Raw genomic sequence first — 13,225 nt, 5'->3', positions numbered from 1 at the left:
CAGTGGTGCGCACCATCGCTGCAGCACCACCCCCCACCCCTGTCAGGGGGTGGGGGTGCTGCACGGTGCTGCAAGCACTCGAACTGTGGTGGTGCAAAATCGGGGTGGTGCAGCACCCGAACAGCCCGACCTGTTCACCCTCCACGAACACCGCGCATCGCCGCTGGCGCCGCAGCGTCGCCGACGTCTGAGCCGCAAGGCCGAGCCGGTGCCGGATGGCGAACTCAACGACGACCTCGCCGACCTCGGCGCGAAAACCGAACTGAAAGGACTTCCCAATGGCCGGTAGTGTTCCGGACTTTCCGATGTTCATCCGCCTAGAACATCGACCCGACAACTCGGCGCGGGCCAGCTTCCTCGCCGAAATCGACCGGACGCTAAATGACGGCGAGCGGCGATTTAAGCAGTTCGGCACCGAGGCGCTCCAGCAGGTCAACAGGGCGCTGTCCATGGACCGCAACCGGTTCGGTGCGCTGGACCTTGGGGCCGACGAGCTTCGCCGCGCCGCCGCCGCCGCCGATGCTCAGGCCCGGGCCTCGATGGAGCTTGCGAGGGCGACGCGCATCGCTGCGCAGGAGGCGGGGGATCATTCGCAGCAAGCCAGGCTGTCGATCGCCGCCTTGGATGCGCTGGCGCGCGAAGAACGGGAAGCGGCGAAGGCCGCGCTTAGCCATGCGGAGGCCGTCGAGCAGGTGCAGGCGGTGCTGAACAGGCAGCGGTCGACGGTCGACGGCGTAGTCAACGCGCAACGGCGGCAAGCGCTCGTCGCCAACGACAATGCGGCTGGAATGAGGGCCCAGCGGTTCGCCTTCGCGCAGCTTGGCCAACAACTTCAGGACGTGACTATCCAGGCCCAGATGGGCACCAACGCCTTCACGATCCTGACGCAACAGGGCGGGCAAGCTGCATTCGCGCTGAGCGGTCTAACGGAGAGCAACAACAAATTGTATCGCTCGATCGGGACGACCGCGCAATTCCTTTCGGGACCTTGGGGCGCGGCGATCTTCGCGGCGACGGCGGTGCTAGGTCCCTACATCGCAGAGTTGTACCGCACGTCGACGGCGCTCGACGACGTCGGCGATGCTGCCGACGAAGCGATGAAAAAGCTCCGGCAAAGCCTGGCACAAACCTCCGCTTTCTCCGACGCCTTCACGGAGGTTGCCAAAAAACGAGTGGAAACGCTGGGCGATATCGCGAAGGTAAATTCCGAAATCGCCCTCCGACAGGCTCGGCTGGCCGATGCGCCAACGTCCGAGGCGGCAGCAAGATCGGCCGACCGGAACGCTCAAAGGCTCAACGACCTCCGCACCGAAAAGCGCCGTCTCGAAAGCGAACTCCGCGCTGCCGACCGCGACCTCGCTGAGATCCGCGGCGCGGTCGACGTGGCCCGCATCCAGGCCGAGAACCGCGACGCCCTGCAGGAACGACCGGAGCGCGAGCGCAAGGCACGCGGCGGCGGCCGGTCGAAGACCTCTGCGACCGAGCGGGAGGCCGAGCGAGCGGCGCGGGAGTTCGAGCGGCAGTCCGATGCGGTGCGCGGGATCCTGAAAGATCAAGAGCGGACCCTGGCGCTCCAAGAATTGGTAACGCAGGGCCGGTCTCAGGAAGCGGACCTCCTCCAATTGCAGTTCAGGTTGATGGATGCGCTGGGCGTCGAGGATGCGTCCCGGCTGCAGACCGAACTCCGCCGGCTCGGCATAAGCGAAGCCGAGCACGCGCAGCTTCAGCGAAACGTCGGGCTCCTACGGCAGAGCAATGCGGAGCAAGATAGGTTCTTGGCTCGCCAGCAAGCGCAACTCAGCCAGCTTGAAGGCGTCCGCAGCAACATTTCGCAGACGCTGACGGGCCTTCGCACTGAGGGAATCGGCGCCGTCGGCGGGTTCTTCGAGCGCATGGTCGATCAGTACACTCAAGCCTTCGCCGATGACCTGATCGATGACCTGTTCGGAGACGCCTTCACGGACGCAGAGGAACGCGTCATCGGGGTGCACAATGAACTGGCAGCCGCCGGCACGAACACGGCGACGGCCCTCCAAGCCCTCGAACGGGCTGCGACGTTGGCGGCTGGCGCGATGCAAGGCCAAGTCGGCCTGCCTAGCCCTGTAGATGCGGCCGTCGGAGCCGCGCCGGAAGCGGCGAGCGACATTGTGGTTAGAGCCGATTACTCGAGCCCCAGGCGCCTTTTCGGCATGATCGTTGAAGGGGTTGCGGGTGCCTTCGTGGACCCGGGCACCGCCAAGGAAATCGGCAAATCATTTGCGACTGGACTCGAGGGGGCCATGTACGGCGGCCTCGGAGCTTCGGTTTTCCTCGGAGCCGGCGCGCGCTCGCCGCTAGGTTCGGCAATCGGCGGTGCCATAGGGCAGGAACTTGGCGAGAACTTCCTCGCAAAGCCGCTCGAGTCCATCGCCTCAAGCCTCGGCCCGCTTGCCGGTCCGCTCGGCGCCATCGCAGGCGGCGTCCTGGGCAGCGTCATAGGCGGCGTTTTCACTTCGACGCCGCGCGCGTCGGCGACTATCGGCGGCACCGCGAACGGCCTCGAGGTTGTCTCCATCCGCGGCAATTCCGGCTCCCGTCGGCGAGCGAGCGAGGGCGCGGCTGGCGAGGCGATCGACACGCTTGACCGCATAGCCGAAGCCTTGGGCGCGACGATCGATGCCAGCTTGGGCGCGGTTTCGATCGGCGTCCGCAAAGGAAACTACCGCGTCGATACGTCGGGCACCGGCATCACGAAGACGAAGCGCGGCGCGATCGATTTCGGGGAGGATAGTGCAGCGGCCATCCGGTTCGCCACCATGGACCTCATTCAAGACGGGGTGCTCCAAGGTCTCAGGGACAGCACCAATCGGCTTCTGCGCCAGTCCGATGACCTCGACACCGCCATCCGTCGGGCGCTCGATTTCGAGGGCGTATTCGCCGAACTCAAGAGCATCAAGGATCCGGTCGGCGCGGCCATCGATGCCCTCGACAAGGAGTTCGTGCGACTTCGGGTCATATTCGAGGATGCCGGCGCGTCGGCCGCCGAGTACGCCGACCTTGAGCAGCTTTACGGGATACGCCGAGCAGAGGCCGTCCGGGAGGCACAGCAGGCGCTTCTCGGCTCACTGACCGACCTTCGAAGCCAGCTTCTAACCGGCGACACGGGCCTTTCACTCCGCGCCCGGCTGGCAAACGCCGAAGCTGAGTTCGATCCGCTCGCCGAGCGAGTCCGGGCGGGCGATACCTCGGCGTTCGACGACTTCGCCGCGGCATCGCAGACCATGCTGGAAATCAGCCGCGCGCTCTATGGCAGCCAGGACGGATATTTCGCCATCCGCGACGAGATCCTCGGCCTGACGAATACGGCGATTGATGCGCAGACGGCCATCGCCGATGCCGCGATCGGGCGCGATAGCCCCTTCGCGGAGGGCAGCATTCCTGTCGCCGATAATGCGGGCATCGTGTCGGCAATCGATGCCCAGACGCAAGCCATTGTCGACGCGCTCGTGAACGGACTCGGCCTGCGGCTCGACGCGGTCAACGACAATATAGCGACCCTTGTCCGACAGGGCTTCGCCGCTGGCGGCGGCGGTGCCGCAATCCCGGCATTTTCCACTCAGTTTTAACAACGGAAGGACCTAACGATGGCTTACGAATCCCTGCGAATACGGACCGAACGCGAGGCACCCCAGCCGGGGCGCTTCGCCAACTTTCAGGACCGCGTCTACGGCTCGGCACCCACGCGCAAGGCGACGGACGCGCGCACGCCAGCAGCGCCACGGCAGGCGGCCAAGAATGCCACCACAGGGCCTGCCAATCGGTATACGGGTGCTGACCTCGCCATGACCCGCTACAGCGCTGAGGCGGCCGCCACGAAGGCCGAGCGGGAGCGCTTCGCCAAGGTCTTCGCTTCACCGCACTCGCGCGGCCGGGAGCGGGGATGCGTCTCGCTGCTGACGAGCGCGAAGGGCTGGACCGCGGCGGCCATCATCGCCGAACTGCCGCACCTGCCAACCGACGCGGAGATCGCGCGAAACGACCCGGCAGCGAAGGCCCGCGCTGCGGCCGTCTGGGACCGGGCATATGCGACCGACGCGACCAATGCGAAGGCGGCCGACAAAGCGCCCGCCGACGTGTGGTCGCGGGCTTATGAAGGGGCACGAGCATGAGCATTGACCAACGCCTTATTCGCGACACGCGGACCGCACTGGAACGGCTCGACCTGAGCGAAGAGGACGAGCGCCTCGGCACGCTCGAGACCGAACTCGGCGAAATCGAGGCCGCCATCGAACGCGCGAACGCACGCCGGCAGGAAATCTCGCAAATCCTGCATCCCGACCGCGCGCACCCGAACGACCGCGCCGCTCCGCGCGCCATCGCCGACCGTCTACTCGCCGGCGATGCACGAGGCGTGGTCATCGATGCGGCGCCGTCGCGAGACGAGCTCGAACACGAGCGCGAGACACTTCGGCTCGGTATCGGCGAACTGGCCCAACGGCGGGATGCAAAGCGCGGCGAGATAGACGCTGTGAAGCGCGCGGCGGACCGAAAGGCCGGCGCGGCCTGTGAGGACCTCGCCATCGCGTTCCGAGCGGAGGCGACAAGAGCGGCCGAGACGATCCGAGATTGCTTCACCGCCCTTCAGGCGATCGAGACTGCCACGAGGATGACGCTTGCGGACAGCGCAGCCAGCGCCGCCCGCACGGCTCTAGACGGCGCATCTCGGGACTTCGGCTTGCTCCGTCGGACGAAGTTCGCCGACGTGCCAGCCGCGATCGTCGACGCGCTCGAGCCTCTCGCGGATAAGGGCAAGGCGCTTTCCCGGGCGGCGCCCAAGCAGATCCAACTGTTGTCCTACTAAGCCTTCGGGCGCGCGGTTTCTGGGGGTCAGTTTCCCGCGCGCCGGGCTCGGCGGCGCGTCCATCCGCCGAGCGGGGCGGTCACCGATTTTCCAGCCGGTGGCCGCCCTATTTCTAGTATCGCTCCTGGCGCTGAATTGAGAACTCAACGACCGTATCGTCATCAAGAAGCGTTTCGTTGATGAACGCATTCGTTTTGCAGGCTTGGGCTGCCATGCAGATTGCTTCAACCCAGATATCGGTAGTCGCGGGCGTACCGTCCGACTCGATCGGCTGGACTATGGAAACGAGCTCCTGCCCCTTACGCGTTACCCTAACTGTGACTTTCATTTGCGGCCTCCAATCGACCCGAACGTGCCGCTGCGGTAAATGTTGCAGCCTAGGGTACACCCGCTCGCGGAGGGATTTTTCGTTTCGCGGCAATGCTTTGTTAGTATCGATAAGGCAAATAAGCCTGATGCGATGCAAATCGCGAAGTCGACGAACTGGGGCTCGGTCGTGGCGGGTACCAAGCTGGCCGGGCCTCATTTCTCTACAGTACCCGACTAACGCGTTTACTCGAAATTAGTCATTTTGGCTACAAGACAGCCGGGCGATGTCTTTCATACCCGGTCATCCAAGCGCCCAGCGACAACGAGTGGCGCTGGGCGCTACCTTACGCGTCGCATTTACAAGATTTCAGGAATTGGCGGTTATCGCCCGAGGCCGCAGCATGTTGCTGCCAATACACCCAATGCATGGGCCCGGCGACAACCTAACCCCTCCGGCGTCGGGTCCATCATTCCGCCGAGGGTCGTTGTACTCCCACTCTCAGGATTGAGCCATGAATAGCGTTGCCATCTCGCAAGAGCCGGCTCTCGAAAGCTGTCCCAAGCTCGACCCGCGCGAAATCGAGGCCTTGCGCCGGGCAATCGCGAACATGCCCGAAGAATTGGCGCATTCATTGAACGCGATCAATTGGTGCCTCGGTTGGCTAGCTGCCCGAGGAGGTCTGCCCCGCAACTCGGAAAATAAGCAGCCCGAAGAGTCGAAGTTGTAACTATTCCGACGCCCCTAAAGGCTGCGAGGGTCGAAAAAAGCGGTCCCCTTGCGCTTATGCCGCGCGGATCGCCGGGTAAGGACCCGCGCGTTGATCGCCTCGATCGATCAGCGCTCTTCGAGCACCTTGCGGGCCAGGTTGACCAAGTGAGACTTCGCCTCGGCAAGCGGCATCGGCTTGAAGGGGTCACGCCGATTGTTGTGCCGATAGTGATTGGCGCTTCGCTGAAGCTTATTGAGCGGCACGCCCGATTGCTGAGCCAAGTCGCTCAGCTTCGCGCCTTGTCGGGCGGCGAGAGTTCTAAGCGCTTCGATGCATTTGTAGATTTCGAACCAGCTATCCGATCGACCGGCGTAGTACAGCACGTCCGCCACCTGGTCGCTACCGTCGGCGCAACCCAACAATGCCTGTGCTGGCGAAGGCATAGGCTCTGCGGGAGGAAGCGGCGTCCCATCAGGCCCGAGGACCGTCAAAGTCGGGCTCATCATTATTGCGCGGAGTTCAATCACATCAGGCCCAGCCCAAACATAATGGTGTGCCCGTCCGTCCTCAGAGTATCGAACTAGTCCCCCGAATTCGACCGGTCGCGCGGCCTTCGCAAGGCGCAATGCCCCGTTGACGAGTGCGATGCGTTCGATGGCATGTTCTCGTATCTCCTCGCCTTCGCTTGCCGCATGACCCTCCCGGCAGCGCAAGAGCGTCTCACCGTTGGGCCCCTCCAAAGCGACTGGCTCGAAGGGTTCAGACAATGCCTCGCGCCAAAGGGCGAGGTCTATCGGCTCCCCTTTGAGAACCGCATACCAGCCGGGCTTGGGCGTCTTATCGGACACGGGACCGATTCCTCCGCGTGCTTGTACGGTGATGACACAGAGAAGGCGGCGCTTTGCCCGAGCCGTTCCCATCATGGCTAAGTCATTGATTTTATGGCGCGCCCGACAGGATTCGAACCTGTGGCCTCAAGATTAGAAGTCTCGTGCTCTATCCAGCTGAGCTACGGGCGCGCGCGAATGTCTCCATAGATTTCCCCGCCCGGTTCGCAAACCATCAATCGCCGTGCTTTGCGCGGCGGCGCTTTCGGAGTAGGCATCGCGCGATGGATCACCCGCTATCCCGGATCGACGGCGAAAGGGGCGCGCGGCGCCATTTCCGCTATTTCGACTACGTCATGGCGGCATTCGTGGCGATCCTGCTGCTGTCGAACCTGATCGGCGCGTCCAAGCCCTCCTTCGTCACGCTTCCGGGCGGGACCGAGTGGTCGTTCGGCGCGGGCGTGCTGTTCTTCCCGGTCAGCTACATCATCGGCGACGTCCTGACCGAGGTCTACGGCTATGCCAACGCGCGGCGGGTGATCTGGACGGGCTTTGCCGCGCTGATCTTCATGGCTTTCATGGCGACGGTCGTCGTCGCACTGCCGCCCGCCGAAGGCTGGCCGGGGCAGGAAGCCTACGAGTTCGTCTTCGGCAATTCGTGGCGCATCGTCATCGCATCGATGGTCGCGTTCTGGGTGGGCGAGTTCGCCAATTCGATCGTGCTCGCCAAGATGAAGGTGTGGACCGGCGGACGCTTCCTGTGGGCGCGCACGATCGGTTCGACCGTCGTCGGACAGGGCTTCGACAGCCTCATCTTCTACCCGCTGGCCTTCTACGGCATCGCCGGATGGCCGGTCGAACTGCTCTGGCAGGTCGTGCTCTCGCAGTGGCTGATCAAGACCGCGTGGGAAGCGATCCTCACGCCCGTCACTTACGCGGTCGTCGGCTGGCTCAAGGCGCGCGAGGGCGTCGATGTCTACGACGAGCACACCGACTTCTCGCCGTTTGCGAAGGCCGCGCAGAAGGGCTGATGGCGCTCGACCGCATACTGCTTGCCGATTTCCGCAACCACGCGCGCTCCTCGATCGAGGGGATGGCGCGGTTCAACCTGCTCGTCGGCGAGAACGGGGCGGGCAAGACCAATGTGCTGGAGGCGATATCGCTGCTTGCACCGGGTCGCGGGCTCAGGCGCGCGGGGCTTGCCGACATGGCGGCGCAGGGAGGCGGCGGCGGCTTTGCACTGAGCGCCGAGCTGGCGAGCCCGGCCGGGACAGTGCAGCTCGGCACCGGCATGCGGCCCGAACGGCCGGGACGGCGCGTGGTGCAGGTAAACGGGGCCGAGGCACCTGCTAACCGGCTGGGCGAATGGCTGAGCATAGGCTGGCTTACCCCCGCGATGGACCGGCTTTTTGTCGACAGCGCGGGCGGCCGGCGGCGTTTCCTCGACCGGCTGGCGCTGGCGCTTCATCCCGGACATGCGCGCAACGCCTCGCGGCTCGAGACCGCGCTGCGCGAACGCAACCGCATGCTTTCGGACGAGCGCGAGCCCGATCCTGCCTGGTTCGACGCCATCGAGACCCAGATCGCTCAGGCCGGCACCGCCGTAGCCGAGGCGCGTGCCGACATGCTCGAAAGGCTGGCAGGGGCTCTGGCCGTGTTGCCCGACGTGCCGTTCGCGCGCCCTGCCCTGACCTACGAGCCGGGCGGGCCGACGGGAGGCGAGGAACTTGCCGCCACCCTGCGCGCGAACCGGGCGCGGGACCGCGCGGCGCAACGCACGCTGGTCGGCCCGCACCGCGACGAGATCGCGGTGGTCATGGCCGGGAAGGGCCAGCGGGCCGCCGAGTGCTCGACCGGCGAGCAGAAGGCGATGCTGATCGCCATCGCGCTCGCGCATTCGCAGGTACTCGAGGACGAACTGGCGCAGGACGGCCGCCCGCGCCTTCTCCTTCTCGACGAGGTGGCGGCGCATCTCGATCCTGTCAGGCGCGAGGCGCTGTTCGACCGGCTGCGCGGCGGCGGCGCGCAAGTCTGGCTGACCGGCACCGAGCTTGCCCCTTTCGCAGCCATCGAGGACGAGGCGGCAATCTGGCGCGTCAGCGAGGGGGCGCTGCGCCCTCTTCGGCCGGGATAGCGTCGGCCACGGTGTCGACGGTATCGCCGACCATCGCCTCGATCCCGGCGGCGGTCGGGTGGATGCGGTCGTCCTGCAACAGGTCGGGCCGGTCCATCACCGCCTGCAGGAAGAACGGAACCAGCGCCGCATTGTGCTTTCGCGCCATTGCCGGATAGATCGCGTTGAAGCGCGAGGCATAGTCCTTGCCCATGTTGGGCGCGGCAAGCATGCCGAGCAGCACCACCGGGATGCCGCGCTCCGACAATTCGTCGAGCATCGCGTCGAGATTGTTTCGCGTCTCCTCGACCGGGAGCCCGCGCAGCATGTCGTTGCCGCCCAGGCTGATGACGACGAGCGCCGGGGCCTTGTTCTGGCTATTCAGGGTGAATTCGAGCCTTCGAAGCCCGTCCGCCGTCGTATCGCCCGAAACGCCGGCGTTGACGACGCGCGCGTTGACCCCGCGCGACCGCAGCGCCGCCTCGAGCTTCGCCGGATAGCTTTCGCCATCGTCGAGCCCGTAGCCCGCGAGCAGGCTGTCTCCGAAAGCCAGGACGGGAACCTCGTCTCCCATAACCGGCAGGTCGGCTGGAGCCGAGGCGGCCCCGGCGGGCGGCGGTGCCGGCGGTGCCTCGCTGCCGCAAGCAGCCAGAGCGAGGGCGGGAAGGGCGAGGAAAATGCGGGCGATCATGCAAACTCCTTGAGGAACGGGGCATAGCTATGCCATCTGGCGCGCGTGACAAGCCCTGCACCCGCCATCGCGGCCCATGACCTTACCCTGACCATCGGCGACGGCGCGCGGCCCGTCGAGATCCTGAAAGGCATCGACCTCGTCGTGCCCGAAGGCCAGACACTCGCGCTGCTCGGTCCGTCGGGGTCGGGCAAGAGCTCGCTGATGGCGGTGCTGTCGGGCCTCGAGCGGGCGACCGGCGGCACTCTCTCGGTCGCAGGCGAGGATTTCGCCGCGCTCGACGAGGATGCGCTGGCGCGCGCGCGGCGCGGCCGGATCGGCATCGTCCTGCAAGCCTTTCACCTCCTGCCGACGATGACCGCGCTCGAGAACGTCATGACGCCGATGGAGCTTGCCGGCATCGATACTCCGCGCGAGCGGGCCACGGCCGAGCTCGAGGCGGTCGGCCTCGGCCATCGCCTGACCCACTACCCCGCGCAGCTTTCGGGCGGCGAGCAGCAGCGCGTCGCCATGGCCCGGGCGACCGCGCCGCGCCCGTCGCTGATCTTCGCCGACGAGCCGACCGGCAACCTCGACGCTGCTACCGGCGAGACGATCATGGACCTGATCTTCGACCGCCGCGCCGAAACCGGGGCGACGCTCATCGTCATCACGCACGATCCCGCGCTGGCCGAGCGCTGCGAGCGCATCGTGACGCTGGCAGACGGGCGCGTGGCGAGCGATACCGTCCCGGCGTGACCGGCGGCCTCACCTGGCGGGCCGCCTGGTCCATCGCGCGGCGCGACCTGTCCTCCCGCTTCCGGGGCCTGCGACTGCTGCTCGTTTGCCTGTTCCTCGGCGTCGGCGCGATCGCGGCGATCGGCACGCTCACCGGCTCGATCGAGGGCGAACTGGAGGCACGGGGCCGCGCGATCCTGGGCGGCGACATCGAGATGCGCGTCTGGCAACGCCCGCCGACCGAAGAGGAGCGCGCCGCCTTCGCCGAACTCGGCACCGTATCCTACGGCACGCGGATGCAGGCGATGGCGAGCGCGGGCGACCTGTCCGCTCCCATCGCGCTGAAAGCGGTCGACGAGAAATGGCCGATGGTCGGCACGCTCGTCCTGCAGGACGGGCGCGAGGCCGGCGCTCCCGCCCCCGGCACCGTCTGGCTGGCCGAGGGCGCGGCCCAGCGGCTGGGCGTTTCGCCCGGCGACGCAATCGCGATAGGCGGCGCGCCGCTGACCGTCGGCGGCATCGTAGCCGAGGAACCCGAAATGCTGAGCGAGGGATTCAGCCTCGGCCCTGTCGCCATTGTCCGCGAGGAAATGCCCGGGGCGGCGGGTCTCACCTCTCCCGGCTCGATGTACCGCAACAAGATCCGCATCGTCCTAGATCCCGGCATCGACCCCGACGAGGCGGTCGAGCGGATCGAGGAGGCGTTTCCCGATAGCGGTTTCGAATTCCGCACCAGCGACCGCGCCGCTCCCAATACCGAGCGCTTCGTCGGGCGGATGGGCGATTTCCTCGTGCTCGTCGGCCTGGCCGCGCTGTTCATCGCCGGGATCGGTATCGGCGGCGGCGTTACCTCCTACCTCGAGGCCCGGCGCGCGAGCATCGCGACGCTCAAGGTGCTCGGAGCGACGAGCACGGACATCGCGCGCATCTACCTGCTGCAGGTCGGCGCGGCGGCGCTCGTCGGCAGCGCTGCGGGGCTGGTCGCGGGTGTTGCGATCACGCCGCTGCTCGCCGCCGCGATCGGATCGCTGCTGCCGGTCGAGGCGGGGCTGGCCGTGGACTTCGGCGCGATGGCGCGCGCGGCGCTCTACGGCCTGCTCATCGCACTCGTCTTTTCCGCCCCGCCGCTGGCGCGCGCCCGGACGTTCCCGGCGATGGCGCTGATGCGCGCGCGCGTCTCCCGCCTCAGGCTCGACCGGCGATCCTGGCTGCTGCCCGTCGGGCTGGGCATTGCAGCCATCGTCGCGCTGGCGCTCGGAACCGCGAGCAACATGCAGATGACCGCCCTGTTCCTTGCGGGCGCGGCAGGCATGCTCGCCTTCCTTGCACTGCTCGGCTGGGCGATCCGCACCGCTGCCGCGCGCGCGCCGAGGCCCGAGCGACCCCTGCTCCGCGCGGGGCTTGCGAACCTCTACCGGCCGGGGGCGCAGACCGGGGCGCTGGTCACCGCGCTTGGCTTCGGCCTTTCCGCCTTCGTGCTGCTCGCGGCGGTCCAGACCGCGCTCGATGCGAACATCCGCGCCCGCGTGCCGCAGCGCGCGCCCGACTACTTCGTGCTCGACGTGCCGCGCGAGCGCGAGGCCGATTTCCGCGCGGCCGTCGGGAAAACCGCTCCCGATGCCGACATCCGCACCGTACCGGCGCTGCGCGGCAAGATCCTGGCCTACGGTCCCGAAGGCGCGATGACGCGCGTCGCCGACCTCGAGGAGCTGCCCGAAGGCGCCTGGCAGCTACGCGGCGAACGCGGGCTGACTTATGCCGACGAGGTTCCCGAGGGCAACGTCGTCACCGAAGGCGAATGGTGGGGCGCCGACCACGATGGCGAACCGCTTGTCTCGATAGACGCCGAACTGGCCGAGGACGTGGGGCTGGAAGTGGGCGACATGCTGACCATCGGGCTGCTTGGCGTCGAGCGCACCGCGCGCATCGCGTCCTTCCGGCGAATCGACTGGGAATCGATGGGCTTCAACAATACCCTCGTCTTCTCGCCCAATGCTATCGAGGATGCGCCGCACAACCTTGCCGCGACTATCGACCTGGCACCGGGCACCGAGAAAGGCGGGCTGCTGCGGCGGCTGGTGCGCGCCTTCCCGTCGAGCTCGGTGATCGAGACCGGCAGCCTGCTAGAGGAGGCGCGCGGCATTCTCTCGCAGATGTCGGTCGCGATCCTGTCGGCGGCCTCGGTTGCGGTGCTGGCGGGGCTGGCCGTGCTGTTCGGAGCGATCGCGGCGGCGCGTGCGAGCCGCCTCTACGACAATGTCGTGCTGCGCGTGCTGGGGGCGAGCCGCAAGCAGCTCCTGCTGCTGCAGCTCGCCGAATACGGGCTGCTCGCCTCGGTGCTGGCGATAGTCTCGCTGGCGCTCGGCAGCGCGATCGCCTGGGCGGTGGTGACGCAGCTGTTCGAGTTCGACTGGCTGCCCGACTGGCCCACGGTGTTCGCGGTACTGGTCGGCGGCGTAGTCCTCGTCGTCGGCTTCGCGCTCGCCGGCTCGCTACCGCTCCTGCGGGCGAAACCGGCGCGCGCGCTGCGCGAGCTCTAGGCGAAGACTTCGGCTCCGGCCGGGTCCTTCGGGTCGGGTCCGAAGCGGTTGGGCCCCTTGGTCCCTTCGAGCAGCATGAAGACGAACAGGATGATGCCGCCAACGTACGGAATCAGGCCGAGAAGGACCATCCAGCCCGACTTGTCCTGATCGTGGAAGCGCCGCACCTGCACCGCGATCGACGGGATGATCGAGCCGAGGGCGAAGAGCACGATCAGGATCAGTCCGACCCAGAACAGCAAACCCGGCTCTGCCTGCGTCGTCTCGTCCATCGAAAGTCCGCCCGCGAACATGATCATCAGACAAACGATGGTGACGATCGTGGTGAACAGCACGAACATCCAGTATTCCTTGCGCCGCGACCGACCGGTGAAGTCGAAGTAGCGGCGATAGGGCATCAACATCCAGTCCATCGCAAAACTCCTTTAGGCAAGGCGGTCCGGCCGGGATGGTCCGGTCCTGGCTTCATGGTAGCCGG

General features: G+C 66.7%; 13 protein-coding genes and 1 tRNA gene. 9 read left to right on the top strand and 5 right to left on the bottom strand.

Features of this window, described 5'->3' with window-relative positions; translation table 11 throughout:
- The first annotated feature begins 91 nt into the window (after positions 1-91).
- From FHS75_RS08660 to FHS75_RS08645, 4 genes are read left to right on the top strand one after another with little or no spacing between them, the layout of a single operon-like run.
- Positions 92-289 carry a hypothetical protein gene (locus FHS75_RS08660; protein ID WP_179407269.1) on the top strand — a complete coding sequence of 66 codons (198 nt, stop codon included), beginning with the start codon at positions 92-94 and terminating at the stop codon, positions 287-289.
- Positions 279-3,605, top strand: coding sequence for a phage tail length tape measure family protein (locus tag FHS75_RS08655; RefSeq protein WP_179407268.1), 3,327 nt, complete (start codon positions 279-281; stop codon positions 3,603-3,605). Before FHS75_RS08660 ends, FHS75_RS08655 begins: the two co-directional genes overlap by 11 nt.
- An 18-nt stretch (positions 3,606-3,623) precedes the next feature.
- A complete protein-coding gene (locus FHS75_RS08650; RefSeq protein ID WP_179407267.1) occupies positions 3,624-4,148 on the top strand; it encodes a hypothetical protein in 525 nt (174 codons plus the stop codon).
- Positions 4,145-4,840 (top strand): hypothetical protein, encoded by a 696-nt coding sequence (locus FHS75_RS08645; protein WP_179407266.1) that lies wholly within the window; start codon positions 4,145-4,147, stop codon positions 4,838-4,840. Before FHS75_RS08650 ends, FHS75_RS08645 begins: the two co-directional genes overlap by 4 nt.
- Before the next feature lie 112 nt (positions 4,841-4,952).
- Here the strand turns inward: FHS75_RS08645 and FHS75_RS08640 are convergent, their stop codons facing one another.
- Positions 4,953-5,168: a hypothetical protein gene (locus tag FHS75_RS08640; protein WP_179407265.1), complete on the bottom strand. Its 216-nt coding sequence runs from the start codon at positions 5,166-5,168 to the stop codon at positions 4,953-4,955.
- Between the two features lie 493 nt (positions 5,169-5,661).
- On the opposite strand from FHS75_RS08640, the gene FHS75_RS08635 reads away from it, so the two are divergent.
- Positions 5,662-5,877, top strand: a complete 216-nt coding sequence (locus FHS75_RS08635) for a hypothetical protein (protein WP_179407264.1) — start codon at positions 5,662-5,664, stop codon at positions 5,875-5,877.
- Between the two features lie 107 nt (positions 5,878-5,984).
- On the opposite strand, the gene FHS75_RS08630 is transcribed toward FHS75_RS08635, so the two are convergent.
- Positions 5,985-6,707, bottom strand: a complete 723-nt coding sequence (locus FHS75_RS08630; RefSeq protein ID WP_179407263.1) for a hypothetical protein — start codon at positions 6,705-6,707, stop codon at positions 5,985-5,987.
- Positions 6,708-6,801: 94 nt separating this feature from the next.
- A tRNA-Arg gene (locus tag FHS75_RS08625) sits at positions 6,802-6,878 on the bottom strand.
- Between the two features lie 92 nt (positions 6,879-6,970).
- Between FHS75_RS08625 and FHS75_RS08620 the strand changes: the two genes are divergently transcribed.
- Together FHS75_RS08620 and recF are read left to right on the top strand one after the other, a co-directional pair.
- Positions 6,971-7,717, top strand: a complete 747-nt coding sequence (locus FHS75_RS08620) for a queuosine precursor transporter (RefSeq protein WP_179407262.1) — start codon at positions 6,971-6,973, stop codon at positions 7,715-7,717.
- Complete coding sequence (recF, locus tag FHS75_RS08615) at positions 7,717-8,820, top strand: DNA replication/repair protein RecF (protein WP_179407261.1); 1,104 nt, start codon at positions 7,717-7,719, stop codon at positions 8,818-8,820. Before FHS75_RS08620 ends, recF begins: the two co-directional genes overlap by 1 nt.
- Here recF and FHS75_RS08610 read toward each other — a convergent pair.
- Positions 8,783-9,490: an arylesterase gene (locus tag FHS75_RS08610; protein WP_179407260.1), complete on the bottom strand. Its 708-nt coding sequence runs from the start codon at positions 9,488-9,490 to the stop codon at positions 8,783-8,785. The genes recF and FHS75_RS08610 overlap by 38 nt on opposite strands.
- 45 nt (positions 9,491-9,535) lie before the next feature.
- Between FHS75_RS08610 and FHS75_RS08605 the strand changes: the two genes are divergently transcribed.
- Both FHS75_RS08605 and FHS75_RS08600 read left to right on the top strand, forming a co-directional pair.
- A complete protein-coding gene (locus FHS75_RS08605; RefSeq protein ID WP_179407259.1) occupies positions 9,536-10,228 on the top strand; it encodes an ABC transporter ATP-binding protein in 693 nt (230 codons plus the stop codon).
- Positions 10,225-12,747, top strand: coding sequence for an ABC transporter permease (locus FHS75_RS08600; protein WP_179407258.1), 2,523 nt, complete (start codon positions 10,225-10,227; stop codon positions 12,745-12,747). The genes FHS75_RS08605 and FHS75_RS08600 overlap by 4 nt, the downstream gene beginning before the upstream one ends.
- On the opposite strand, the gene FHS75_RS08595 is transcribed toward FHS75_RS08600, so the two are convergent.
- Positions 12,744-13,160, bottom strand: coding sequence for a DUF805 domain-containing protein (locus FHS75_RS08595; protein WP_179407257.1), 417 nt, complete (start codon positions 13,158-13,160; stop codon positions 12,744-12,746). The genes FHS75_RS08600 and FHS75_RS08595 overlap by 4 nt on opposite strands.
- Positions 13,161-13,225 lie beyond the last annotated feature (65 nt).

The organism is Novosphingobium marinum (genome assembly GCF_013408095.1).
Lineage (GTDB): Bacteria > Pseudomonadota > Alphaproteobacteria > Sphingomonadales > Sphingomonadaceae > Novosphingobium > Novosphingobium marinum.
The sequence above is the reverse complement of the archived record's forward strand: the minus strand, read 5'-3'. Positions and strand labels throughout refer to the sequence as shown.